The 25373-nt window shown below is 60.1% G+C and carries 26 protein-coding genes and 2 tRNA genes; 16 read left to right on the top strand and 12 right to left on the bottom strand.

Annotated features, from left to right (window positions below):
* Positions 1–308: 308 nt before the first annotated feature.
* From AC4FS3_RS05025 to AC4FS3_RS05015, 3 genes are all read left to right on the top strand, one after another.
* The gene (locus tag AC4FS3_RS05025) at positions 309–572 is read left to right on the top strand and encodes a DksA/TraR family C4-type zinc finger protein (RefSeq protein ID WP_030540722.1); all 264 of its coding nucleotides are present in this window, start codon (positions 309–311) and stop codon (positions 570–572) included.
* 207 nt (positions 573–779) lie between these two features.
* Complete coding sequence (locus tag AC4FS3_RS05020) at positions 780–1124, top strand: metal/formaldehyde-sensitive transcriptional repressor (protein WP_456071383.1); 345 nt, start codon at positions 780–782, stop codon at positions 1122–1124.
* A 162-nt stretch (positions 1125–1286) separates the two neighbouring features.
* Positions 1287–2207, top strand: a complete 921-nt coding sequence (locus AC4FS3_RS05015) for a LysR family transcriptional regulator (RefSeq protein WP_103025176.1) — start codon at positions 1287–1289, stop codon at positions 2205–2207.
* Between the two features lie 48 nt (positions 2208–2255).
* On the opposite strand, the gene AC4FS3_RS05010 is transcribed toward AC4FS3_RS05015, so the two are convergent.
* A complete protein-coding gene (locus AC4FS3_RS05010) occupies positions 2256–2930 on the bottom strand; it encodes an SDR family NAD(P)-dependent oxidoreductase (protein WP_103025177.1) in 675 nt (224 codons plus the stop codon).
* 400 nt (positions 2931–3330) lie between these two features.
* Here AC4FS3_RS05010 and AC4FS3_RS05005 point away from each other — a divergent pair, with 400 nt between their 5' ends.
* The 9 genes from AC4FS3_RS05005 to AC4FS3_RS04965 all read left to right on the top strand — a co-directional run bounded on the left by AC4FS3_RS05005 (position 3331) and on the right by AC4FS3_RS04965 (position 13827).
* Positions 3331–4542 (top strand): glutathione-independent formaldehyde dehydrogenase, encoded by a 1212-nt coding sequence (locus AC4FS3_RS05005; RefSeq protein WP_229825135.1) that lies wholly within the window; start codon positions 3331–3333, stop codon positions 4540–4542.
* A gap of 337 nt (positions 4543–4879) precedes the next feature.
* Positions 4880–5989 (top strand): S-(hydroxymethyl)glutathione dehydrogenase/class III alcohol dehydrogenase, encoded by a 1110-nt coding sequence (locus AC4FS3_RS05000; protein WP_103025179.1) that lies wholly within the window; start codon positions 4880–4882, stop codon positions 5987–5989.
* A 52-nt stretch (positions 5990–6041) separates the two neighbouring features.
* On the top strand, positions 6042–6440 hold the full coding sequence (locus AC4FS3_RS04995) for a VOC family protein (RefSeq protein ID WP_103025180.1): 399 nt from the start codon (positions 6042–6044) through the stop codon (positions 6438–6440).
* Between the two features lie 145 nt (positions 6441–6585).
* On the top strand, positions 6586–7416 hold the full coding sequence (gene fghA / locus AC4FS3_RS04990) for an S-formylglutathione hydrolase (RefSeq protein ID WP_103025181.1): 831 nt from the start codon (positions 6586–6588) through the stop codon (positions 7414–7416).
* Between the two features lie 20 nt (positions 7417–7436).
* Positions 7437–8771 (top strand): NAD(P)/FAD-dependent oxidoreductase, encoded by a 1335-nt coding sequence (locus AC4FS3_RS04985; RefSeq protein ID WP_103025204.1) that lies wholly within the window; start codon positions 7437–7439, stop codon positions 8769–8771.
* On the top strand, positions 8743–10089 hold the full coding sequence (locus AC4FS3_RS04980) for a DUF3422 family protein (RefSeq protein WP_229825136.1): 1347 nt from the start codon (positions 8743–8745) through the stop codon (positions 10087–10089). The genes AC4FS3_RS04985 and AC4FS3_RS04980 overlap by 29 nt, the downstream gene beginning before the upstream one ends.
* Before the next feature lie 151 nt (positions 10090–10240).
* Positions 10241–12217 carry an excinuclease ABC subunit UvrB gene (uvrB, locus tag AC4FS3_RS04975; RefSeq protein WP_030541533.1) on the top strand — a complete coding sequence of 659 codons (1977 nt, stop codon included), beginning with the start codon at positions 10241–10243 and terminating at the stop codon, positions 12215–12217.
* Positions 12218–12382: 165 nt separating this feature from the next.
* On the top strand, positions 12383–12814 hold the full coding sequence (locus AC4FS3_RS04970; protein WP_103025183.1) for a DUF488 domain-containing protein: 432 nt from the start codon (positions 12383–12385) through the stop codon (positions 12812–12814).
* Positions 12815–12915: 101 nt separating this feature from the next.
* Positions 12916–13827 carry a LysR family transcriptional regulator gene (locus AC4FS3_RS04965; protein WP_103025184.1) on the top strand — a complete coding sequence of 304 codons (912 nt, stop codon included), beginning with the start codon at positions 12916–12918 and terminating at the stop codon, positions 13825–13827.
* An 11-nt stretch (positions 13828–13838) separates the two neighbouring features.
* Here the strand turns inward: AC4FS3_RS04965 and AC4FS3_RS04960 are convergent.
* The 11 genes from AC4FS3_RS04960 to iscR all read right to left on the bottom strand — a co-directional run bounded on the left by AC4FS3_RS04960 (position 13839) and on the right by iscR (position 22504).
* Positions 13839–13915, bottom strand: a tRNA-Arg gene (locus tag AC4FS3_RS04960).
* A gap of 220 nt (positions 13916–14135) precedes the next feature.
* Positions 14136–14206, bottom strand: a tRNA-Arg gene (locus AC4FS3_RS04955).
* Positions 14207–14262: 56 nt separating this feature from the next.
* On the bottom strand, positions 14263–15486 hold the full coding sequence (locus AC4FS3_RS04950) for a cysteine desulfurase (protein ID WP_491019638.1): 1224 nt from the start codon (positions 15484–15486) through the stop codon (positions 14263–14265).
* Positions 15476–16066, bottom strand: a complete 591-nt coding sequence (locus AC4FS3_RS04945) for a Yip1 family protein (RefSeq protein WP_283178155.1) — start codon at positions 16064–16066, stop codon at positions 15476–15478. Before AC4FS3_RS04945 ends, AC4FS3_RS04950 begins: the two co-directional genes overlap by 11 nt.
* Entirely contained in the window at positions 16063–16578 is a 516-nt protein-coding gene (locus AC4FS3_RS04940; protein ID WP_198839264.1) for a YIP1 family protein, read from the bottom strand. Before AC4FS3_RS04940 ends, AC4FS3_RS04945 begins: the two co-directional genes overlap by 4 nt.
* A gap of 59 nt (positions 16579–16637) precedes the next feature.
* Positions 16638–17909 (bottom strand): Fe-S cluster assembly protein SufD, encoded by a 1272-nt coding sequence (gene sufD / locus AC4FS3_RS04935; protein WP_491019637.1) that lies wholly within the window; start codon positions 17907–17909, stop codon positions 16638–16640.
* Positions 17909–18664 (bottom strand): Fe-S cluster assembly ATPase SufC, encoded by a 756-nt coding sequence (gene sufC, locus AC4FS3_RS04930; protein ID WP_092898011.1) that lies wholly within the window; start codon positions 18662–18664, stop codon positions 17909–17911. The genes sufD and sufC overlap by 1 nt, the downstream gene beginning before the upstream one ends.
* 10 nt (positions 18665–18674) lie before the next feature.
* Complete coding sequence (locus AC4FS3_RS04925; protein ID WP_491019636.1) at positions 18675–19232, bottom strand: hypothetical protein; 558 nt, start codon at positions 19230–19232, stop codon at positions 18675–18677.
* Positions 19233–19271: 39 nt separating this feature from the next.
* On the bottom strand, positions 19272–20807 hold the full coding sequence (gene sufB, locus AC4FS3_RS04920; RefSeq protein WP_491019723.1) for a Fe-S cluster assembly protein SufB: 1536 nt from the start codon (positions 20805–20807) through the stop codon (positions 19272–19274).
* Between the two features lie 31 nt (positions 20808–20838).
* The gene (locus AC4FS3_RS04915; RefSeq protein ID WP_491019635.1) at positions 20839–21882 is read right to left on the bottom strand and encodes a cysteine desulfurase family protein; all 1044 of its coding nucleotides are present in this window, start codon (positions 21880–21882) and stop codon (positions 20839–20841) included.
* A 112-nt stretch (positions 21883–21994) separates the two neighbouring features.
* Positions 21995–22504 (bottom strand): Fe-S cluster assembly transcriptional regulator IscR, encoded by a 510-nt coding sequence (gene iscR / locus AC4FS3_RS04910; RefSeq protein ID WP_283178161.1) that lies wholly within the window; start codon positions 22502–22504, stop codon positions 21995–21997.
* Positions 22505–22809: 305 nt separating this feature from the next.
* Between iscR and AC4FS3_RS04905 the strand changes: the two genes are divergently transcribed.
* The 4 genes from AC4FS3_RS04905 (at position 22810) to AC4FS3_RS04890 (ending at position 25233) form a co-directional block, all read left to right on the top strand.
* Positions 22810–23469, top strand: coding sequence for an alpha/beta hydrolase (locus tag AC4FS3_RS04905; protein WP_198839270.1), 660 nt, complete (start codon positions 22810–22812; stop codon positions 23467–23469).
* Complete coding sequence (locus AC4FS3_RS04900) at positions 23469–23738, top strand: hypothetical protein (RefSeq protein WP_283178162.1); 270 nt, start codon at positions 23469–23471, stop codon at positions 23736–23738. Before AC4FS3_RS04905 ends, AC4FS3_RS04900 begins: the two co-directional genes overlap by 1 nt.
* A 24-nt stretch (positions 23739–23762) precedes the next feature.
* Positions 23763–24512 (top strand): type I methionyl aminopeptidase, encoded by a 750-nt coding sequence (map, locus tag AC4FS3_RS04895; protein WP_491019634.1) that lies wholly within the window; start codon positions 23763–23765, stop codon positions 24510–24512.
* An 88-nt stretch (positions 24513–24600) separates the two neighbouring features.
* A complete protein-coding gene (locus AC4FS3_RS04890; RefSeq protein ID WP_491019633.1) occupies positions 24601–25233 on the top strand; it encodes an HD domain-containing protein in 633 nt (210 codons plus the stop codon).
* Positions 25234–25373: the final 140 nt, after the last annotated feature.

Raw genomic sequence — 25373 nt, 5'->3', positions numbered from 1 at the left:
GCATCGAATGGCGCAGCGTTCCCACGCCAAACCGAATCCACCAGCCAATAATGATTATACTCGGTCCTACTATACCGTATACGCACTCCAGGGCGCAACATTCGAATCTCATCCGTTCGGAGCGCTCATCGCCGAGAGACCGCCCGACAGCGCTGCGGAAGGCGACCTCCGCTGGAGGGATCGAGCAGGCAACTGTCATAGCCCTTGATACTGGGCAGGAGTATTCCTAAATGTGCGTAGCTGGGATATTTGGGCCTCGTGCGCCCATGTAACCATTTGACCTCGCATGCGCTTTGAAGGAGCCGGAAATGGCGAACGGATGGGGACCCGAAGGCGGGGTTCAGGACCAGATTGACGCTACTGTAAGGGATGCGCTCTCAGCGGCACGTTCTCGACTTCCTTTGGGAGACGGCACCCTCGAATGTGAGGTGTGTGGAGAAGAGATCCCGCTGCGACGTCGCCAAGCCATTCCATCAGTCAGGACATGTATTGCTTGCCAAGGCGAACGCGATAAGCGACCAACGTTCTCCGCGATCAACCGCCGGGGCAACAAGGATAGCCAACTGCGTTGAATGGCAGGTGCAGATCGGCTCTTAAGCTTGCTTCGGAGTGGACGTGAGTCGTCATCTTCGTTCGACGGTCAACCGTCGTTCCTAGTGGCCTGAAAGCCGATCAGAATCCGCGCACGAAGGCACAAGACCGGTCCTCTGGCTTGGCCGCATCCAAAGGCCTCGCGGCGGGAAGTCGGCGTCCACCCGATAAAGGCGTGGACATCACACATGGATGAACATATCTCCTGTATAGTATGCCTCAGCGCCGAACAGGAAGATTTGATGCCATACACACCAGAAGAGAAAAGTCGGGCCGTCACTCGCATTCGTCGTATCAGGGGCCAAGCCGAAGCGCTTGAGCGTGCGATCCAAGCTGGGGCCAGCTGCGCAGCGTTGCTTCAGCAGATCGTGGCGATGCGTGGCGCGACCAACGGCTTGATGGCGGAAGTGATGGAGAGCCATCTTCGGGAGACCTTTGATCCACGGATCAAGTCCAAAGCCGCTCCAAAGGCCACTGATTACGATGAAGACCTTGAAGGTGTGATGAAGATCTTACGAACCTATCTCAAATAGCGCATCCCTGTCGTTACGAAACGCGCTTCTTACATCAGTATTTTTCTTTGTTCATCAGATGCTTGAGACGTCCAGCCCCGCAACAGATCGACTGATTCTGCGAAGGCGTTTTGAGTTTGACAACGGGTGCTCTCCTCGCCGTTCTAGCATAGGAGGCGATCTATGATCGTGAGAAATTTTGGATACCTGCTTGCGTTGTATCGCGAGGGGCACTTCGGCAGAGCGGCCAAGAGTTGCAACGTATCGCAGCCCACGCTTTCCGCCGGCATCAAGCAGCTCGAGCAAAACTTGGGCGTCGAGATCGTGCGGCATGGTCGGCGCTATGACGGCCTCACCTTGGAAGGTGAGACCGTGCTGGCTTGGGCAAAGAAGATCGAGAGCAACTGCGAGGGGCTGGAGCGCGACATTTCGGCTCTCAAACGTGGGCTTGAAGGGCAATTCCGCTTAGGCCTCCTGTCGAGTGCGTCGGTGGTGGCGCCGATCCTCAGCTTGGCCCTCGCTGAAAGGATGCCTCTTCTTGAACAATCCATTCGCGCGACCCAGCTCTCGTCGCTGACCAAAGCCTTGCTGGCGCATGAAATAGACATGGCGCTGGTCTATCTCGAAGACGTAACAGAGGAGGACTTCGATACTCACCTTCTATACCGAGAGCAGATCGTCATATTCCAAGCGACCAGAGACCCGTTGCCGCGACAGGTCTCATGGGATGATGTCGCAAATCTGCCCCAGTGCATCTTGGACTGCGCGCTACCCAAAGCCGCGCACTCCAGACTCGGGCACTGTGCCGCAAAGACGATCAGGACCAACAATGTCGATGTTCTCACCGCCCATATAGCGAGTGGGCGATATGCCACCGTCCTTCCGCAATCCCTCGCAACCTATTTTGCTCGGATTCCCGACATTCGGGCGGTTGAAGTCACAGGTGAAGGCACGGATGCCGCTGTTGGGTTGGCTACGATCAGAAATGAGCTGAAATCGACGCCTTCGACCGCACTTTTGGAGATAGTCCGCTCTCCCGAAACAATCGCCGCGATACAGGATGCTTTGGACCTGTATCGCCAGTTTCAACCCGATGGGAGCTGACCGACCGTTCATGCCGTGGCAACGCGGCATGAACGGTCCCGCGACCCGCTATTCCACGTAGATCATTTTCTTGGTCATCCCGCCGTCGACCACAAGCGTTTGCCCCGTAACAAAGCCGGCCGACGCCAGATATAGAACGGCCTCGGCAATGTCCTGGGGACGACCGACCCGGCCCACCGGATGCTGCGCCTCGTCCTCGGCGCGCAGATTTGTTTCGTTCGTGATCCAACCAGGTGCGATTGTATTGACCCGAATTTTTGGGCCAAGTTGCACAGCTAGCGCCTGCGCGAGTGCCACCATGCCACCCTTTGCAGCGGCATAGGCAAAGTCGACGCCTTCCGACATCAACGCGCGCGTGGAAGCCATCATGACAATTGAACCACCGCCGGTGAGTAGGGGCGATGCCGCTCGCGACATCAAAAAGGCCCCTGTCAGATGGCTACCGATAGTGTTGTTCCACTGTTCGAGTGAGGTGTCCCCGAGCTGCATGAATGTGTCGTAAACAAGCCCGCCATTGTTGACGAGCAAGTCTAGTTGATCCCAGCCAAGGGTGCGGAAAGCTTCGGTTACAGATTTTTCGCTCGAAAGATCGCAATAAATCTGCTGACCGATTGCCCCCTCCTTCAGATCAAACGATGCGACTTCCCATCCATCACTCAACAAGGCGGAGCATATCTCCTGACCGATCAGCCCAGACCCTCCTGTTACAATCGCGCGCTTCATAAGGACTCCTTTCTGTCTAGGAATGATAACTAGACTGGCCGCGTTCCGCCAACACAACTAATGCCGGATGAGTGTGCGTGGAAGGCGCCTCGATGAACTTTAACTGCTCCTTCTCTTCGACAGGCATTATGTCGCTACGTTTGTGATATGTTATATCGTATTGTTTTGACGCAGCCGCCATCATCTCGCGGCGTGTTCATAGAAATTTCTGATCCTGGGATAGAATCTTCGAGTTTGCCGCGACGAAGAAGCGAGGGCATCCTGCTTCTACGGTAATGATGAGCCACTCAACGGCGTTATTGTGCTGTGTCGAAGTTATTCGGCTCGGCAGATTGAGGCGCGTCAAATTTTATTCTCATCAATGCTTAGGGGGCACTGAAAAGAACGTAGGAGATATCTGATGGCTACCGGCAACCGGATCGTAACCTTCGAGAAACCGATGGAAATGAAGGTCAACACCTTCAAATTCCCGGAGCTGATTACCCCGCAGGGCAAGAGGGCACCGCACGGCGCCATTCTCAAGATCGTCACCACGAACATCTGCGGCAGCGACCTCCATATCTATAGAGGGTCGTTCGAAGTCCCCAAGGGAATGACGATGGGCCATGAGATGACCGGCGAGGTGATCGAGGTCGGCTCTGATGTCGAGTATATCAAGGTCGGCGACATCGTATCTGTCCCCTTCAACGTGGGCTGCGGGCGCTGCTACAACTGCAAGCACATGCGCTCGGAGGTGTGCGAAAACACCAATCCCGAAGTCGATTGCGGAGCCTATGGCTTCAACCTGGGCGGTTGGACCGGTGGGCAAGGGGACTACCTGTTCGTCCCCTATGCGGATTTCAACCTACTGGCCTTCCCTGACAAGGACGCGGCCATGGAGAAGATCCGTGATCTGACGCTGCTGTCGGACGTGCTGCCGACCGCGTTCCATGGTTTCGCCGCACCCGACTGGCCGGCGCAGCCCTCCTATATCGTCGGTGAGAATGTGCTGATCTTCGGCGCGGGGCCTGTCGGTCGTGCGGGTGCTGCTTGCGCGCGACTGCTGGGCGCAGGCGCCATTATCGTCGCCGACTTCATTCAGGAGCGGCTCGACCTGCTCAAGCCGCACGGGATCGAAACCATCAACCTGTCGGACGGGACGCCGATCGAGGACCACCTCGAACGCATCACCGGCAAGCGTCAGGTCGATCGCGTAATCGACTATGTGGGGCTGGACTGTCGAGGCTTCGGGCCGGATTCCGACAAGATCGTCGAGAATGCCGTGACCAACGCGCTCCTGAAATATGTCCGTTTCGGTGGGATGACCAGCACGGTCGGCGTTTACTGCCCCAATCCGATCTCCAAAGATCCGCTCAGCAAAAAAGGCAGCATGGAAGTCGATTGGGCCAGTGGCTGGATCAAGTCGCCGCGCATGTCGGCGGGTCAGTCGCCGACCGCGAATTACAACCATGCCCTCATGCGGGCGATCCTGAATGATCGGATGCCCTATCTGACCCCGATGATGAATATCAAGTTCATCGCCCTGGAGGATGCCCCGGCGGCCTACAAGGAGTTCGATGACGGATCTGCATTCAAGTACGTCATCGATCCCCATGGCTCGGTGAAGCACTGATCCTCACAACCGGAATGTCTCACGATCATGATCGGGGGGCATTCCGGTTTCGCAGGACGGCTTGACGCAAGAATGCCAATCTTGGCTTGCCAATCGCGCACGCCGCCAGATCGACGAGCCAAACCATTCCGGACCGCACTATCGGCCAGCTACTGCGGTTTTCCGAGTCTCTAACCTCCCTTCACTCCCTGGCAATCCTTGATTTGGACATCCTCTTGCATACTGCATGGGAGTATACTAGGTGTACTCCCATGCAGTATATGCGGCCCACGAATCGACATGTCACAACAGGCATGGCCGCTGGCAGCCCGCTTCAACCCACGAGGAGAATCCAAAGATGAAATCTCGCGCCGCTGTTGCCTTCGAGGCAGGCAAGCCACTCGAAATCGTCGAGATCGACGTCGCCCCGCCCCAGAAGGGTGAAGTGCTCATCAAGGTTACGCATACCGGGGTGTGCCACACCGATGCTTTCACGCTGTCCGGCAATGATCCGGAGGGCATCTTTCCGGTCGTTCTCGGCCACGAGGGCGCGGGCATCGTCGTCGAGGTCGGCGAGGGCGTCACCAGCGTCAAGCCGGGGGATCACGTCATTCCGCTCTACACGGCCGAATGCGGCAAGTGCGAGTTCTGCACGTCCGGCAAGACCAATCTGTGCGTCGCGGTTCGCGAAACGCAGGGCAAGGGCTTGATGCCGGATGGCACCACGCGCTTTTCGTACAATGGCCAGCCTCTATACCACTATATGGGCTGCTCGACATTCAGCGAATATACGGTCGTTGCCGAAGTCTCGCTCGCCAAGATCAATCCCGAAGCGAATCCCGAGCATGTCTGCCTTCTCGGCTGCGGTGTCACCACCGGCATCGGCGCGGTCCACAACACCGCCAAGGTTCAGCCGGGAGACTCCGTTGCCATATTTGGCCTGGGCGGCATCGGTCTCGCAGCGGTCCAGGGCGCGCGTCAGGCCAAGGCGGGCCGCATCATCGCGATCGACACCAATCCGTCCAAGTTCGAGCTGGCCCGCCAGTTCGGCGCGACCGACTGCATCAACCCCAAGGATCATGACAAGCCGATCCAACAGGTGCTGATCGAGATGACGGGCTGGGGCATCGATCACACCTTCGAGTGCATCGGCAACGTCCACGTCATGCGCGCGGCGCTGGAAGCCGCGCATCGTGGCTGGGGCCAGTCGATCGTCATCGGCGTCGCCGGGGCCGGACAGGAGATTTCGACGCGGCCGTTCCAGCTCGTCACCGGCCGCGTCTGGAAGGGGTCGGCCTTCGGCGGCGTCAAGGGACGGACCCAGCTTCCCGGCATGGTCGAAGACGCCATGAGAGGCGACATCGATCTGGCTCCCTTCGTCACCCACACCATGGGTCTGGAGGAAATCAACGAAGCGTTCGACCTGATGCACGAAGGCAAGTCGATCCGCACCGTGATCCACTACTGATCCGACAAATCAAGTCTGTTAACTTCAATAACTAACCTCAAGGAAGAATATCATGGCTGACCCCGTTATCTCCGGCAACGGCGTGTTCTCGCACGTCTTCATCGGCGCTGCCGACGTCGAGCAGTCGGCAGCGTTCTACGACGCCGCTTTGGGCGCTCTGGGCATCAACAACCTCGGCCCCTTCGGCAATGGTTGGGTGCTGTACGGTCGCGAAAAGCCCGCTTTCATCATTGCCCGCCCCGGTAATGGCGAAGCGCCCTCCAGCAATGGCGTGACGGTCGGCTTTGCTGCCGCGACGCCCGCCGAAGTGGATGCTTTCCACGCCGCCGGCCTCGCTGCTGGTGGCACTGACGAAGGCCAGCCTGGCCCCCGTGGCCACCTGCCGGGTGCCTATGCTGCCTATCTGCGCGATCCGGCGGGCAACAAGGTCTGCTCCTACACCTTCATCTAAGGCCGGAAGGTGATGGCGATACCCGCAACCCTATGACTGGCTGTCGCCGGCGCTGAAACAGCCGCCGGCGCTTCCCCCGCACAACAGCCATGAACAGGAGCCTATCGGCACACCGTCCACCAACCGTCGAAGCAAGGAAACAAAAATGGAACGTGTCGAACATCACGCCAGCTTCGGCGGTTGGCAGGACGTCTATCAGCATGACTCGATCAGCCTGGGTTGTCCGATGAAGGTCGGCGTCTATCTGCCTCCCCAGGTCAAGGACGGTCGCGTGCCGGTGCTGTATTGGCTGTCCGGCCTGACCTGCACCGAGCAGAATTTCATCACCAAGTCCGGCGCGCAGCGTTTCGCGGCGGAGCATGGGATCATGATCGTCACGCCGGACACCAGCCCACGAGGCGAAAGCGTGGCAGACGATCCCAGCTATGATCTTGGGCATGGCGCAGGCTTCTACGTCAATGCGACGCAGCAGCCCTGGGCTGCCAATTACCGCATGTATGATTACGTCGTCGAGGAATTACCGGCACTGATCGAAGCCACATTTCCGGCCGATGACCGTCGCGCGATTGCGGGGCATTCCATGGGCGGACATGGCGCACTCGTCGCGGCACTGCGCAATCCCGGACGCTATCGCAGCGTATCGGCTTTTTCGCCAATCGTCGCGCCGAGCCAGGCGCCTTGGGGCGAGCGCGCTTTCACGGCATATCTCGGCGATGACCGTTCTGCGTGGGAGCAATATGATACCATCGAACTCATCAAGACCGTCCGAGAGCGCCTGCCGCTGCTGATCGATCAGGGTCTTGATGACGAGTTTGCAGATCGTGAGTTGCGTCCGAGTCTCCTGCAAGCAGCGTGCGAGGCAGCGGAACATCCGCTGATCCTCCGTCAGAGGCCCGGATACGACCACAGCTACTATTTCATCGCGAGTTTCATCGACGAGCATATGGCCCATCATGCAGCGGCGCTGTTCCAATGACCGCGCCAGCATCTTCGCCCATGCGCGAAACCGCATCGGGCCTTGAGACCGCCTCAGGTCGCCATCGTGTGGTGGTCGTGGGGGCAGGCTTCGGTGGGCTGGAGGTTGTGCAGAGGCTCGCCGGAAGCGGTGTCGCCGTCACCCTTGTCGACCGCCGCAACCATCACCTTTTCCAGCCGCTGCTCTATCAGGTCGCAGGCGCTTCGCTGTCGCCGTCAGACATCGCATGGCCGATCCGCGCGCTCTTCCGCAAGCGCAGGGACGTGCGCACCTTGCTCGGTGAGGTCCGGCATGTCGATACGGACGAGCGGCACGTCCTCCTGGAGGACGGCCCGGCGCTTGCCTACGACACGCTCGTCATCGCGACGGGGGCGACGCATTCCTATTTCGGCCATGACGAATGGGAGCCTTTCGCGCCCGGCCTGAAATCGCTCGAAGACGCGACGACCATCCGTCGCCGTGTCCTGCTGGCTTTCGAGGAAGCCGAGCGCGAAACTGACACCGCCCGGCGAGCCGCCTTGCAGACTTTCGTCATCATCGGAGGCGGACCAAGCGGCGTGGAGCTTGCTGGCACGATAGCGGAACTCGCCCATCGGACGCTCGCGCACGATTTTCGCATCATCGACCCTGATGCGACGCGCGTGGTGCTGATCGAGGCGGGGCAACGCCTCCTGTCGGTCTTCCCGGAGGATATGTCCGCCTATACGCGCCAGGCGCTGGAAAAGCTGGGTGTCGAGGTCAGGCTCGGCATGCCGGTTACGGACTGCTCGTCCGATGGCGTCATTGTCGATGGTGCGCTTGTCCCCGCTCAGACGATCCTGTGGGCGGCTGGCGTGCAGGCATCACCGGCTGCGCGCTGGCTGAATGCGGAAGCTGATCGCGCCGGGCGTGTCATCGTCGGACCTGACCTGACAGTGCCCGGCCAGCGCGACATTTTCGTGATTGGCGACACCGCGGCTGCTACCGGCCCGGACGGAAAGCCCGTCCCCGGCCTCGCTCCCGCGGCCAAGCAGGCAGGGCAATATGTGGCGCGGCTGATCCGTCAGCGGATGCGGGGCTCTAAGACCACCACGCCTTTCCGCTATCGGCATCAGGGCAATCTGGCGACGATAGGCAGCCGTCTTGCCGTCGTCGACATGGGGCGGATCCGGCTGCGCGGCACACTGGCATGGTGGATGTGGAAGCTCATTCACATCTACTTCCTGATCGGGGTGCAGAATCGTCTTAGCGTTGCGCTAAGCTGGTTGTGGACGCATGGTATGGGATATCGTGGTTCCCGGCTGATTACTTATAACAACTACGATGGTTACGGCGCCGCAAAGAAGAATGACAAGGAAGGACCGTCAGTTGAGTGAAGGAGGCGCCACACCGCTTGGCAGTTCTACAGTCTATGGTATGCCAGTCTTGGGTAGCAGGAAGATTGCCCTAGATGAGCTTCATGCCCGCCCGTTTCCCTTGGTAGAAGCTCCGCGCGCCTTGGTGCAACTTGCCTTCATGAACGAAGGCAATCTGGCGAAGGATCGCGAAACCCTGGCCGAACTATCGAGCCGGGTGGGCGCCTCACTACCGGATCAGAGCACTCCCCTTCACGGCCTGACATTCGAGCAGGGCGATCTGCATCGCGAGAAGCACACTGAGTTCTTCACCTACCTGTGGTGCGCACCTCTTGACCCTGAGACCGGGAATCCGGTGGGTCTCGATCCCTTCAAACATGGCTTCATCCCGCCTGGGCCGATCGTATCGGGTATCCGTCTGGATGTCGTGACCTGGACTGAGGAGAGTGCGCAGTCTTACATAGATCGCTTCGATCCGGTCAGCCGCTGCCACTCGCTTGTCGAGGATGGCATGGCCGATATCATTACCGATTTCCGTCAGGACAGCGATGGCCTGACGCGAATTGTCATTCTGGATCGGGGGCTAACGCCAATACGGCTTGGCGCCCTGGCCCAACGGCTTCTCGAAATCGAAACCTATAGGACGCTTGCCCTTCTCAGCATCCCGATGACCCAACAGCTTGGACCGCATCTGCGGGAGATCGAGAAGCGACTTGCCGCCATCACCGACGAGATGCGCCAGTCCGCGCGCCGCAACAGCGAGGAGCTGCTGTCCAGCTTGACGGACCTGTCGGCAACGCTTGAGGCCGACACGGCGTCGAGCCTCTACCGCTTTGGCGCCAGCCGCGCCTATTATGAAATCGTCGAGGAACGGCTGACCGCACTCGGCGAGACTTTCGTCCCCGGCTGCTATCGTTGGCGCAGTTTCCTACATCGCAGGATTGCTCCGGCAATGCGAACCTGCCGTTCTATTGAAGAGCGTCAGGCCAACCTGTCCGACAAGCTGGCGCGCGCAACGACGCTGCTTCGATCCTGGATCGATGTGCAACTCGAACGACAGAACAGCGATCTGCTGGCCTCCATGAACAATAGGGCGAGGCTGCAACTGCGGCTTCAGCAGACCGTAGAAGGTCTGTCTGTCGCGGCAATTTCCTACTATGTCATTGGACTATTGTCCTATCTCATAAAGGGCCTCCCAGGGTACCACGATATCGTTTCACCCGAACTGGTAATTTCTGCCCTCGTTCCCGTGGTCCTGCTCGCGATATGGTGGACCGTTCGGCGGATCAGGAACTCTCATAGCGACCCTGGGCTTCCGGATCGGAGGGATCGAACATGACCCGACAACCTAATTCGGGTGCGAAAGGCGCTCACGAAGCATGCCTCGCCTCCAAAGACCGGATTGCCGGAGCCTACCGGTATTTAGGTTCTAATGGCAGTAATGCCGGGAAGATATTCACCATGAAACGACGCTTGCAGGAGGGTTTCTAATGTCTACCGGCGTTTTCATTTTGCACTCTCAATATACCCCCTCGGGCGATCAGCCCGAAGCCATCGCACGGCTGATCTCAGGCATCGAAGAGGGGGCGCATCATCAGACCCTGAAGGGGATCACCGGATCGGGCAAGACCTTCACAATGGCCAATGTGATTCATCGCCTGAAGCGGCCCACCCTGATCCTGGCGCCGAACAAGACGCTGACCGCGCAGCTTTATGACGAAATGAAACAGTTCTTCCCTGAGAACGCGGTGGAGTATTTCGTTTCATACTATGACTACTTCCAGCCGGAAGTATATCTGCCGGGTAGTGATCGGTTCATCCCGAAAGATTCCGCGATCAACGACCATCTGGAGCGCCTGCGCCTGTCCACGACGAAATCGCTCATCGAGCGTCGAGACACCATCGTCGTCGCTTCGGTGTCGTCCATCTACGGAATGGGCGATCCCGACGATTATCGGGCATTGCAGGTTCCGCTCTCGCCGGGCGCGAGGTTGAGCCTGAACGAGCTTCTTCATGGCTTTGCCCGATTGCAGTATGATCGTACCGAGCACAAGCTGAAGCGTGGAACCTATCGCGTTACCGGCGATATGGTCGAGGTCTTTCCAGCGGATTCGGAATACAAGGCCATTCGTCTCAGGTTGTCGAATGGCGTGATCGAGACCCTTGACTGGATCGACGCAGCTACCGGACAACAACTGGAGAGCATCGCTCACTATCTTGTCTCGCCGAAGACGGTTCTGGCAGCCTCGGCAAGCCAGGTGGAAACCGCCGCCACGGCGATCCTTGAAGAGATGGAAAGGCGTGTTGCTCAGTTAAACAGCGAAAACCGCCATGTGGAAGCGGAACGCCTATATGAGCGGATTACGAACGACGCCGAAATGCTGCGGCAGGTCGGATACTGCTCGGGCATGGAAAACTACGCCTGCTATCTGAGTGGCCGCGATCCCTCCCTTCCTCCGATCACCTTGCTCGACTACCTCCCGAAGGATGGCCTTCTGTTCGTCGATGAATCCCATGTGATGATTCCGCAGATCTCGGCCATGTATAGCGGCGATCAGAGTCGCAAGGACACGTTGATCGAGTTCGGCTTCCGTCTGCCGTCCTCCAAGAACAATCATCCTCTGAGCTTCAGGCAGTTCGAGGCCATGAAGCCGCAGACGATCTTCGTTTCCGCAACCCCTGCCGCATATGAGCTGAATATTTCGCAGGATCGCGTCGTTGACCAGATCGTGAGACCCACCGGCCTGCTGGACCCTGAAGTCGAAGTCCGTCCCTGCGAGGGAGACATCGACGATCTGCTGCGCGAGATTACCGAGCGTGCGGCCAGAAACGAGCGGGTGCTGGTGACGACGCTCACGAAGGTCGCCACGGAAAATCTTCATGCCTTCCTTGAAAGCAAGGGCGTTCGGGCGCGGTATCTGCACTCCGATATTAAGACGGAAGACCGGATTGAGATCATAAACGGCCTTCGCGCCGGCGAGTTTGATGTCCTGATCGGTATAAGTCTCTTGCGCGAGGGACTGGATATTCCCGAGGCATCCCTGATCGCGATTCTCAACGCAGATCGCGCGGGCTTCCTACGAACGGCGCCGACTCTGATTCAGATGATCGGCAGAGCCGCCAGGAACGTCAACGGGAAGGCAATCCTTTACGCTGATGTGGTGACACCGGCAATGAAACAGGCAATGGATGAAACAATCGATCGAAGGCAGCGTCAGATTGCCTTTAACGAAGAGCATGGCGTCACCCCCTCTTCATCCATCCGAAAAATCGCCTCCGAGCAATCTCCGGCGTCCGAACCTTCAGTTCACTCGGAAGCGTTCTGTGCCAACCTCTCGGAGCTTTGTAATCGGATCGGCGAGGCAGAGCATCGTCTGCTGTCGGCCGTCGACACCGGCGACGACGCACTGGCGGAAGACATTCGCCTTCGCCTGGACAAGCTATATGGCCAGTTTATCTATCTATGATCACATTAGACGTGGATCGGTATCTGAAGCGTTCTGGCCACCCGCTGAAGTACATTCATTAATGAGCAAAGAGGTATTTTTCCTGGAACGATGGTTCGTCCGACGCAAATACGGGCTTCGGCAGCACAGATCCGTGAGGCTGGGGATCTTGGGTAGATCAGGACGATGAGAATATTCACCATTGGGTTCACCAAGTCATCGGCTCAGCACTTCTTCACGAGGTTGAGAGACTCCGGCGCCAAACGGCTTGTCGATGTTCGCCTCAATAATGTTTCACAGTTATCAGGCTTCGCGAAGCGTGACGACCTGAGATATTTTTCCGAAGCCCTGTGTGGAATGGAATATGAGCATCTGCCGGAACTCGCACCGACGAAGGATATGTTCGAAGATTTCAAGGTAAGAGGGGGAGACTGGAACAGTTATGCCGCAAGATTTCGGGATCTGATATCGCGACGCCAGATCGAGATGATCGACAAGGAGAAAATTGAAGGTGGATGCCTGTTGTGCAGCGAGGACAAGCCGCACCACTGTCATCGACGACTTGTCGCAGAATACTTAGCAACAAAATGGCCTAACGTTGAGATCGTGCATCTCTAGAGCACGAACAAAAGACGGCAGGAGATAGGCCCTCCTCTCTGTTCAACAGGGTGCCAGACCGACAGCCGCCGTCTCAATCACATGCGGGAGGATTTCGCTGTATGAACGAAGCTGCCCTGCGGCATTTGAAATATGTACTCAAGGTCGTCGAACTGGGTAGCATGCGGAAGACCGCGCAGGCCCTGAGCGTTCAGGAGTCTACCGTTAGCAGAAACATTGCCGCCATCGAACAACGCCTCGACCTGCTCCTGTTTGAACGCCACAATAACGGCGTCAGACTGACCGCTGCCGGACGGGACTGGATCGAGGGTGTGCGCGAACATTATCGCGGGCTTGAGGCGGCGCTCAGCCAAGGCAATCAGCAAACAAAACATAACGACCTACTCCGCATCGGCCTCAGCACACCGTTCGGTCGCGAGTTCCTTGTCCGTCTCATTGATCGGTTCGAAAAGCGCTATCCGCGCATTGCCGTCACGTTTCAGGATGGTTCATGCCGCAACCATACAAACGCCATCCGTCGTCGCCATCTGGACATAGCCTTTATGTGCGGCGGCTATGAAACTAGACCCTGCCGGCGTGAAGATATCTGGAGTGAAGGCCTGGTCGCTTTGCTGCCGGCCGATCATCGCCTTGCCGAAAAGGAAGCCTTGACTTGGAGCGATTTTGCTGGGGATCGGCTGCTCGTACCGCAAGGCGCTGACGGTCCGCTGCTCGAGCCTTGGCTTACAGATCGCATCTCCGCCGGAGAACGGGCACCCGTTATCGAACAGTGTCAGGCCTGTCAGGCCACGATCGTTCTGAAAGTGCAGATTGGCAGTGGCTTTACCGTCACCGGGGTAAGCTTTGCCGACGCCATCGATATCACTGGTACGGTATGGCGGCCAATCGTCGGACCGGACAGCATCGGCACGATAAGCGCCGTCTGGCTTGATACCAATCCCAAACGCGCAGCCCTGCATCTGCTCGGCATCGCCAGAAATATGGCGGTCGAACTGGAGCAAAGATCAAGTTGAAGAAAAATGGGTGGCGCACCCGACAGGATTCGAACCTGTGACCTTCGGCTTCGGAGGCCGACACTCTATCCAGCTGAGCTACGGGTGCATCTGTGTTCAGATAGGGTTCGAGACCGAACTGGGTCAATCACGAATCCGACTTCGAATCGACGATACCGGACTAGGCTAAAAAGCTCTGCCGATTGTCGCCGCTCGTTCTCTACAGCCTCCTTCAGTTTGCTTCCGTGATGCTTCCGTGACCACGGAAGCGGTTTTTGCGCTTCCTTCGAGCATCACCAAGATATTGGTTTTGCTCAATTTTCTTACCTAGCACCCACAACCCACTTGACTTAGCCTTGCCTTCGGAGGGCAGCACTCTATCCAGCTGAGCTACGGGTGCAGCGCCCGGGTGTCTTAACCGCTCCTGCGCGCTGCTGCAAGGCTTGTGGTGCCGCTTCAGGCAAAGAGTTCGTGACAGAACTCCAGCGCTTCGACCAGGGCATCCACTTCGGCCAGGGTGTTGTAAAGACCGAAGGAGGCACGACAGGTTGCGCTCACTCCGAAATGATCCAGAAGCGGCATGGCGCAATGGGTCCCTGCCCTGACGGCTATGCCCTTTTTGTCGAGAATCGTCGAAATATCATGCGGATGTGCGGCGCCTTGCAGGGTGAAGCTGAAGATCGCCCCTTTATCCGGCGCCTGCCCCTGGACATTCAGCCAGTTCAGCCCGTTCAGCCTTTCGCGGGCGTAATCGCGCAAAGCGCGCTCATGGGCGGCGATGTTTTCCATGCCAAGGCCGGTCAGGTAATCGAGCGCTACGCCGAGACCGATCTGATTGACGATGCCGGGGGTACCGGCCTCGAACCGCATCGGGGGCTCGGCCCAGGTGACAGAGTCGCGATGCACCTCGCGGATCATGTCGCCGCCGCCCATGAAGGGACGCATCTCCGCCATCCGGGCGTGGGAAATCCAGATCGCGCCGGATCCGGAGGGGCCATAAAGCTTATGGCCGGTGATCGCGTAGAAATCGGCGCCGATTGCCGTCAGATCGACCGGCATATGCACCGAGGCCTGGCTGCCATCAACCATGACCGGCACGCCGCGCACGCGGGCCGCGGCGCAGATCGCAGCCACATCGACCACAGTGCCGGTCACATTCGACATATGGGATATGGCAATCAGCTTTGTCTTCGGCCCGATCGCGTCGATCACCGCCTGGGGGTCAAGGCCACCATTGGCATCGACCTCGACCCATTTCAGCACCACCCCCTGACGTTCGCGCAGGAAATGCCAGGGCACGATATTGGCGTGATGCTCCATCACGGAAAGCACGATCTCGTCGCCGGCCTGCAAACGAGGCGCGGCCCAGGCGTAAGAGACGAGGTTGATCCCCTCGGTCGCGCCCGAGGTGAAGACGATCTCATCTTCCGAGGGCGCGTTCAGAAAGCGGGCGATCTTGCCGCGCACCGCCTCATAGGCCTCGGTCGCGTGGTTCGACAGGTAATGCAGGCCCCGGTGCACATTGGCATATTCCATCGAATAGGCCTGGGTGATCGCGTCGATCACCACCTGCGGCTTTTGCGCCGAGGCACCATTGTCGAGATAGACCAGCGGACGGTCATTGACCTTACGCGCCAGGATCGGGAAATCGGCGCGGATTTTTGCGACATCATAGCTCACGCGGCAGGTACTCCGACGGGATGAAGGGGGCGAGGATCATCGTCAGGACGAAGACGCTGACCAAGAAGGTCAGGACCGTCCCGAAGAACACCTTCACCGGCGAGGCAAAGCCGTGGATTTCGGCGATGAAATTGCTCAGGAGCACCACGAAGATCCCGACGGCGGCGATGCCGATCAGGCTGGACAGCACGGGCAGGATGACAAGCGTCAGGAGCTGCACCAGCTGGATCGCCAGCATCACCGCCTGAAGCCAGGCGATCGCCAGCACGGCATCGGCAAAGGATCCGCGACCGCCGAACCAGCCGCCCACCAGCCAGGCCAGGAAGGCGCAGAGGAGGAGGGTCAGGAATTGCAGCCCGGCCGTCACGAAAGGCGTTGAGAACAGCGCCGTGAACGGGCTGCCTTCGGGCATCGGCAGGATCTGCAGGCTCAGCTGCATCAACAAGGCCGAGGCCACCGCCATCAGAAGGAGCGCCACCATCTCGGTGCCGCCGGGCCGGTTCAGCGCCTGGATCTGGCGCAGGCCCTGACGCGGGTCATGCAGCGACAAAAGCAGGGTGGAAAAGAAAAAGCCGATCACTGCATCGCCTCGCGCAGAAGTTTCACCCAGAGCCAGAGGAACGAGAGCCCGACCAGAATCCCGACCACTGTCACCGAAGGCCCCGGTCCGCTGAACCCGGCCAGAAGGCCCTGGAACAGCATCAGGGGGGCCGCACAAAGCAGCGCCCAGAACAGCGAGACCCGCGCCTCGTAAGCGCCGATCCGCCCCCCGAAGGCGCGGATCACCAGTGCCGAGAGTGCCGCGATCCCGTAAAAGAACAGCGGCACCACGAAGAGAAAGACGAAGAAATTGATCCCCATCAAGGCCTGGATGCCCGGCACCTGATCCAGCGGTGTGCCGGCGGCGGTCGCGGCCTCACGCGCCAGGAAAGCCTCGCGCGAGAGGCGCGGCCATTGCGCCACGAACAGCAAAAGACAGGCCGCGAAGAGCAGGATCAGCGCCCTGTCCTCGCGCGGGCCATCCGCCAGTTTCTCGCGGATGACCGCACCAGGCCGGGCCCAGGTCCGGAAGATATCGGTGGTGATCGACATGGTCTCTGCCTGTTCCCTGCTGGCCGTTAACGCATTGGCGGATTTAGCCCGTAGGGGTCTCAGCCGTCCAGCCCGTGCAGCCAGTCTTCCAGCCTTGCATGGACCTCGGCCGCGATGGCCTCATCCTCGATCTCTTCCAGCGTGCCGGCCAGGAAAGCCAGAACCAGAAGCGCCTGGGCAGTGCGTTTCGGCACCCCCCGTGACTGCAGGTAGAAAAGCGCCGTCTCGTCAATCGCGCCCGAGGTCGAGCCATGGCTGCATTTCACGTCATCGGCGTAGATTTCCAGCTCGGGTTTGGCGAGGAACTGCGCATCCTCATCCAGCAGAAGCGACTGGCTCATCTGATAGCCATCGGTCTTTTGCGCGCCCTGTTTGACGAGGATCTTGCCCTGGAAGACACCGGTCGCGCCGTTTTTCAGCACTTTGCGGAAGACCTGACGGCTTTCGCAGCGCTCGGACGCATGGGTGATGAAGATCGTGTCATCCTGGAGGAAATCCTTGCCATCGCCCAGCACGGTTCCGGCGACATGCGCCACGGAATCGTCGCCGGTGATCTCGAGGATCGCCTCATTGCGGGTCAGACGGCCGCCTGCGGTCAGGGTAAAGCTTTTGAACAGCGCATTATCGGCGATATGGGCGAAGATATGGGTGACGCCGCGCCGATCTGCATCCGGGCCCTGCGTGCGGATATGATGGAAGCGCGCGTTTGACGCCACATCGACCTCAAGCACGGTGTTAAAGCGCGCACCGGGCGTGCCGCTTTCCAGAAGGGTGATTTCCGCGCCCTCTTCCAGCTTAACAACGTGATGAAGGATCACATCGGAAGAGGCTGATTTTTGGGTATAAATAAGGGAAACCGGCTTGGCCGCCTGCCCGGTCACCCGGATCAGCACACCCTCATTTGCATAGGCGGTGTTCAGCGCCGCCAGCGGACGTTCGACCGGGGAAGAGCCACGGGTCTCAAGCTGGCCGTAAAGCCCCTGCGCCCAGTGAATATCCGCCTGACCCGCCAGCGACAGCAGCTCGACCCCGGCAAGCGCCGGATCATCCGAGGCAGCCGCGTCGAACACGCCATCGGTAAAGACCAGCTTCACCGCATCCAGCGCCGCGAAGGACGGCGCGAGATCGGCGGGCGCACCGCTGATTTCCGGCTTCGTCAGTTGGGCCGGATCGCTGTAACGCCAGTATTCGTCGCGCCGGGTCGGCAGGCCCTGAGCCGCCAGCCGGTCAGAGGCCGAAGCGCGGGCCGCAGCCGTCCAGCCCTTTGCGGGGGCGGTGAGCCCCTGCAGCCGCGCCGTCAGCGCGTCCTGTTTGACCTGTGCCAGTGCCATTACTGCACCCCGTCCAGCAGATCGGCATAACCATTATTCTCGACCTCAAGCGCCAGCTCCGGCCCGCCGGTTTTGATGATGCGGCCATTGGACATGATATGGACCACGTCCGGTTTGATATGGTCGAGAAGGCGCTGGTAATGGGTGATCACAAGGAAAGACCGGCCCGCGCTGCGCAATGCGTTGACCCCTTCGGCAACAAGTTTCATCGCATCGACGTCAAGCCCGGAATCGGTCTCGTCCAGGATGCACATCTTCGGCTCCAGCATCGCCATCTGGAGAATTTCATTGCGCTTTTTCTCGCCGCCCGAAAAGCCGACATTGACCGGACGCTTGAGCATATCCGCGTCGATCTTCAGCGTTTTCGCCTTTTCGCGCACGACTTTCAGGAAATCACCCGCCGAAAGCTCCTCTTCGCCGCGCGCCTTGCGCTGTGCGTTCACCGCCGTCCTGAGGAAGGTCATATTGCCGACACCGGGGATCTCGACCGGGTATTGGAACGCGAGGAACAGACCCGCCGCGGCGCGCTCTTCCGGCTCCATCTCAAGGAGTTCTTCATCATCCAGCGTGGCCGAGCCGTCGGTGACCTCATAGCCATCCCGGCCCGCCAGCACATAGGAAAGCGTCGATTTGCCCGAGCCGTTCGGCCCCATGATCGCATGAACTTCGCCAGGCCCGATTTTCAGGTCGACGCCTTTGAGGATGACCTTATCCTCTTCCTCAAGTTTCACATGCAGATTCTTGATCTCAAGCATTTTTCTCTCCTCAGACCGGTTGTAACAGCGCCCGCGTATAAGCGCGCAGCCGGTCCGGCGTCAGTGTCACAGGTTCAAGATCGAAACGCGCCATGCGTCCGATCATCTCGGTTGGCCGCGCGATCTCTTCAGCCTTGTGATAGGCCTCGCGCGGGGCATAGTCGTCAAAAAACAGCGTCACCGGACGGGTGATCCGATAGGCCACGGTCAGGAAACAGGCGAGCCGGAAACGGCCATCGACCAGCACCAGATCCGGGTGAGAAAATCCGGGCAAGTCCCAGATTTTCAATGCATAATCCGGCCAACGGCGAAAGGCGGACTCATCCGCCGGATGGCCCCACTCCTTTGTCGGGCCAATATCGGCATGGTGGATATGGACACCAGCCTGTGCCGGATGTGCCGCGAACCAGTCGCCCATCATCCTGGCCCAGGAGGCATCGGATTCCACCGACCAGACCTCTGCCCCGGCCTCGGCCGCGACAAGCGTCGATCCGCCGGAGCCATATTCCAGCACCACCCGCGCTTCGGCGCAGGCATCCGTCCAGGCCCGGGCAGCAGCCTCGGGCATGGTCAGATCAGGACGCTGAAGCACGGCACCAGACAAGGTTCAGCCCACCGAACCTTCCAGCGAAATCGCCACCAGGCTTTGCGCTTCCATGGCAAATTCCATCGGCAGGGCCTGGAGGACTTCCTTGCAGAAACCGTTCACCACCAAGGCAACCGCCTCTTCCTCATCCATGCCCCTTGAGCGGCAATAGAAGAGCTGATCCTCGTCGACCTTCGACGTGGTCGCCTCATGTTCGCAGCGCGAGGAATTGTTCTTCACCTCGATATAGGGAACCGTATGGGCGCCGCATTGATCGCCGATCAGCAGGCTGTCGCACTGGGTGTAATTCCGCGATCCGGTGGCCTTCGGGTGAACCGAGACCTGGCCGCGATAGGTGTTCTGTGCCTTCCCGGCCGAGATCCCTTTCGACACAATCCGCGACTTCGAATTCTTGCCCAGATGGATCATCTTGGTGCCGGTATCGGCCTGCTGGTAATTATTCGCGATGGCGATCGAGTAGAATTCGCCCTGGCTGTCATCGCCGCGCAGGATGCAGGACGGGTATTTCCAGGTGATCGCCGAGCCGGTTTCCACCTGCGTCCACATCACTTTCGCCCGGTCGCCCCGGCAATCGGCGCGTTTGGTGACGAAGTTGTAGATGCCACCCTTGCCGTCTTCATCGCCCGGGAACCAGTTCTGCACGGTCGAATATTTGACCTCGGCATCGTCGAGGATGACGATTTCCACCACAGCGGCGTGCAACTGGATCGTATCGCGCTTCGGCGCGGTGCAGCCCTCAAGGTAGCTCACATAAGAGCCCTTGTCGGCGATGATCAGCGTGCGCTCGAACTGCCCGGTGTTTTCCGCATTGATGCGGAAATAGGTCGACAATTCCATCGGGCAACGCACGCCTTCGGGGATGTAGACAAACGAACCATCCGAGAAGACCGCCGAATTCAGCGTCGCAAAGAAGTTGTCCGACTGCGGCACGACCGAGCCGAGATACTTCTTCACCAGGTCAGGATATTCCCGGATCGCTTCCGAGATCGAACAGAAGATCACCCCGGCCTTTTTCAGCTCTTCCTTGAAGGTGGTACCGACGGAAACGCTGTCAAACACCGCATCCACCGCAACCTTGCGCTCGCCTTCCGGCGCCTCGACGCCGGCAAGCAAAGCCTGCTCTTTCAGCGGGATCCCCAGCTTCGCATAGGTCGCGAGCAGTTTTGGGTCGACCTCATCCAGCGATTTCGGCTTTTCGGCCATGCTTTTCGGGCGCGCATAGTAATACTGATCCTGATAATCGATCTCAGGATAGGTCAGCATCGCCCAACGCGGCTCCTTCATCTCCAGCCAGCGCCGGTAAGCCTTGAGACGCCAGTCCAGCATCCATTCCGGCTCGCCATTCTTCTCGCTGATCAGGCGGACGATATCCTCGTTCAGACCTTTGGGCGCGTATTCGGTCGGGATCTCGGTTTCCCAGCCGTATTTATATTTTCCGGCCATCGCCTGGACGGTTTCAATCGTCTCGCGGTCGACGCCTTCCCGGATCGCCTCATCGGGGATGCGGATATTATCCTCGGACACATGGGTATTCATTTCGGTCACTCCATCCTCACGCGGCCCATCTTCACGCAGCACGGGCGCGGGCTTTTCCGTAAGCCCTGGTCCACGCCTCCGCGAACCTGAGCACATTCTCTTCATTCACGCCCGGACCGATCGAGATCCGGATCATCTGTCCGGCCTGATCGCCATATCCCATGGCGCCGAGCACTTTCGATCCCCTGACCTTGCCCGAAGAACAGGCCGATCCGGCCGAAACCGCGAAACCCGCAAGGTCCATCGACATCACCTGTGTCTCGCCCTTCCAGCCCGGCGCGATGAGGCAAAGCGTGTTCGGCAACCGTGCCCGGTCTTTCGAGACCGAGATAATGCCCTCAGCGCCGGCAAACAATGCTGATTCCAGAATATCCCTTATGCGGGCGACCTCTTCCCAGGTCCCGTTCGCCAGATCACGCGCCGCAGCCGTCGCCGCAGCCGCCATGCCGGCAATCCCGATCAGATTCTCTGTGCCGGACCGCCGCCCCATCTCTTGGCCGCCGCCTTTCAGCTTTGCCTCCACATCAAGCCCGCGCTTCAGCAAAAGCGCCCCAATGCCCCGCGGCCCGCCGAATTTATGCGCCGACACGAGCCCCATATCGCAGCCAAGCCAGTTGAAGGCGACCGGCAGCTTGCCCATTCCTTGCGTCAGATCCGACACCGCGAGCCCTTCGGGCAGATCCTGCACGATCCCCGTTTCGGGATTGGCAAGCTGCAGGGTGCCCTGCCCCGGATCCGGAACCGAAACCGCGCCATCCCGCCCGACCGGCAAGACATCGTCACACCAGGCCGAAACCGCCGAATGCTCGACACCGGCACAAGCCAGCCCCCGCCCCGCCAATGCCAGGGCCGACGCCTCGGTCGTCCCCGAGGTAAAGACCAGATCCGCCCCATCCGCACCGAAAGCTGCCGAAATCTCCTCGCGCGAGTGCTCCATCAGCGCTTTCGCCGCCCGCCCCTCGCTATGGACCGAAGACGGGTTCCCGACGACATCCATCGCCGAAATCATCGCCGCCCGCGCCTCGGCCCGCAAAGGCGCCGTTGCATTCCAGTCCAGATAAAGCCGCGTGCTCATGGCGCGCCCCTTTCATCTGTCGAAAAATATCCTCGGGGGGAGCCGGACGCGCAGCGACCGGCGCGGGGGGCAGACAGCCCCCCGGCGATCTCAGCCATGGCGCGCAACAGTCTCATTCCTCATCCACCACCCGGAACAGGTTCGGCACTGCCGGACAGGGCGTCATCTCATTGCCGATCACATCCGAAAGCCGTGCCTGGTGCAAAAACACATAGACATTGGCCGAAAGGCTCTGCCAGAGCCGGTTGGTCAGCGACTGTGCCCGCGTGCCCGACGAGCCCCCCGTGGCGCCCGCGCCGGTATGCATCGCATCGACCGTCTCATCGACCGCCTGCAAGACCTCGCTCACCCGGATCGAATCCGGTGATCGCGCCAGCCGGTAGCCGCCACCCGGGCCGCGCACTGCGTCCACCAGTCCGGCCCGGCGCAGCTTGACGAAAAGCTGCTCCAGATAGGGCAGCGAAATGTCCTGGCGTTTCGAGATCTCGGCCAAAGCCACCAGATCCTCAACTTCCGCCGCCTCCCCGCCTGCCTTTGCCAGCGCGAGTTTCGCCTTCGCCTCACTCATTGCGAGATCGGCAAGCGCCACCATCGCATACCGGCCCTTCGTCGACAGCTTCATCCCAGACTCTCCTTAACGAGCGCGCCGCGAGGCCTTTCCCCCGACCCGCAGCCAGACCCGCAATCAGACCCACACTCGAGCCCGGGCAACCACTGCGCAAGCCCGGGCGACCCCTGCAATTCCCGGCAATCCGGCCACATCCCCGGGGGGACCGGCCCAATTCCAGCCAGATCCATTGACGAGCCAGCCCGGGGCCATTACCTCAGGTGCGATCCGGGGGACAAGATTTGCCCCCTTTAGAACAGTTCTAAATTACCCGGGCGTTTCAGTCAAGTTTCGATCCCGGAGAAATCAGGCGAGAGCGTATGCCCGAAGTTATCTTTGCCGGCCCCGATGGACGTCTCGAGGGACGCTACCATGCACAGAAGGAACGCGACGCTCCGATCGCCATCGTTCTGCACCCGCATCCCGCCTATGGCGGCACGATGAACAATAAGGTTACCTATAACCTGCATTACGCCTTCTACAATCTGGGCTTCAATGTGCTGCGGTTCAATTTCCGCGGCGTCGGGCGCAGCCAGGGCGAATATGATCAGGGCATCGGCGAGCTGTCGGATGCAGCCTCGGCGCTCGACTACCTCCAGTCGATGAACCAGAATGCGAAACATTGCTGGGTCGCGGGCTTCTCCTTCGGCGCCTGGATCGGCATGCAGCTCCTGATGCGCCGCCCCGAGATCACCGGCTTCATCTCGGTGGCACCGCCCGCGAATCTTTACGATTTCAGCTTCCTCGCCCCCTGCCCTTCATCAGGCCTCGTGATCAACGGCACCGCCGATAAGGTGGCCCCGCCGAAAGACACCCGCACCCTCGTCGGCAAGCTCCACGAGCAAAAGGGCATCACGATCACCCATACCGAGGTTGAAGGCGCCGATCACTTCTTCAAGGATGAAGACGCCCATATGAAGCCAATGATCGAGACGGTTTCGGATTACGTCAGGCGCCGCATGACCGAAAGCACCCGCTGATGTCCTTCATCCAGGAGCTTGCCGACCAGCTTGCGAAAGACGTGCTCGCCTCGCAGGATGAACTGCAGGATGACCGTTTTTACGAACAGGTCGGCCGGGTCCTGGGGGCGGCTTCGCCAACGCTGCAAGAGGCCTATATGACCTCGATCCGCATCCGTCTCGCCGAGGCGCGCGGCCGCGACTTCCTCCTGCGCGCGCTCCGGGCCAAACGCGACGGCGCTGACGCCCCGGATGCACCGCGCGATGTCAGCCTTGGCAGCGGCCACTGACCCCCAAAGCGGAACGCTCCGGCCATGACGATCACCCATCAGGACGAGCTTGAAAGCCTGCGCCATATCGGCCGCATCGTCGCCAATACCATGCTTGCCATGGCCAAAGCGATGGAGCCGGGCATGACCACGCTTGAGCTCGACGAGATCGGCGCCCGGCTTCTTGACCGCGAAGGCGCGGTCTCGGCACCGCGCAGCGCTTACGATTTCCCCGGCGCCACCTGCATCAGCGTCAATGAGGAAATCGCCCATGGCATCCCCGGCCCCCGCGTGCTCGCCGCCGGAGACCTCGTCAATATCGATGTCTCGGCCTCGAAAGACGGGTTCTTCGCCGATACCGGGGCAAGCTGGCAGCTGCAGCCCGAACGCGAGGCGCTGAGCCGGCTCTGCCGCGACGGGCGCCGCGCGATGGAGACCGGCATCAACGAGGTCCGCGCCGGCAAACCCCTCGCAGACATCGGCAATGCCATTGGCAAATTCGCACAGAAACGCGGCTATACGCTGATCCGCAATCTCGCAAGCCACGGCATCGGCCGCAGCCTGCATGAAGAACCGACCGAAATTGCCACCTGGCCGACCCGCGGCGACCGCCGCCGCATCGAAAAGGGCCTCGTCCTGACGGTCGAGCCGTTCCTCTCGACCGGCGGCCTCTGGGCCGATGCCGGCGAGGATGGCTGGACGCTCTACAGCGCGCCGATGGCGCCGGTGGTGCAATATGAACATACCGTGGTGGCAACCGGGTCACGGCCAATCATCCTCACCCTGCCCGGCTGAGCTCCCCGCCCGGTCTGACCTGCGTGCGGCTGCCCGGCGCCGCCTTCCCCCCTTGCCAGACTCCGGCCTTTCGCGCGATGACTGCGGCATGGATACCCCGCTCAGCCCCCCCGCCGCGCCTGCACCGCCCGCCGCCCATCCCCGTCTCGACGCCCAGTTCGCCTTTCTGAACGAGGCCGACCGGCTGAAATCGGTGCTGCGTGCCACCACGCTGTGCGACGGATCGAGGCGCGAGAATTCAGGCGAGCATTCCTGGCATCTGGCGCTTTACGCCATGGTTCTGGCGGATCAGGCGCCCGAAGGCGTGCAGATCGACCGCGTCATCCGCATGTTGCTCCTGCATGATCTGGTCGAGATCGACACCGGCGATGTGCCGATCCATTCCGCGAACGGCGCCGCCCATGCCAGCGAGCACACCGTCCTTGCCGAACAGCGCGCGGCCGAGCGCATCTTCGGCCTCCTGCCGCCTGACCAGGCATTGGCCTTCCGCGCGCTCTGGGATGAATTCGAGGCGGCTGAGACCCCGGATGCCGTCTTCGCCAAATCCCTCGACCGGGTGCAGCCGGTCCTTGCCAATCTGCAATCCGGCGGCGGCACCTGGACCACCTATAACGTCACCTGGGACCAGCTTGTCGCCCGGGTCGGCCAGAAAATCGCGCGCGGTGCGCCCCAGATCTGGGCCTGGGTCAGCCTCAGGGCCCGCGCCTGGTTCGCGCCCTGACCAGGATCCTTCTTTCTGCCCCCTTCCTCTTGACGAAAATACTCTCGCCGGAGGCATCCCCGGCCAGCCACAAAGCCGCCCGTTTTACCGGCAGGCGAAGATGAATTTTTTGTATACCATTGCATACCACCTTCCGCGCC

The organism is Pseudogemmobacter sp. TB195, assembly GCF_058313095.1.
The sequence above is the reverse complement of the archived record's forward strand: the minus strand, read 5'-3'. Positions and strand labels throughout refer to the sequence as shown.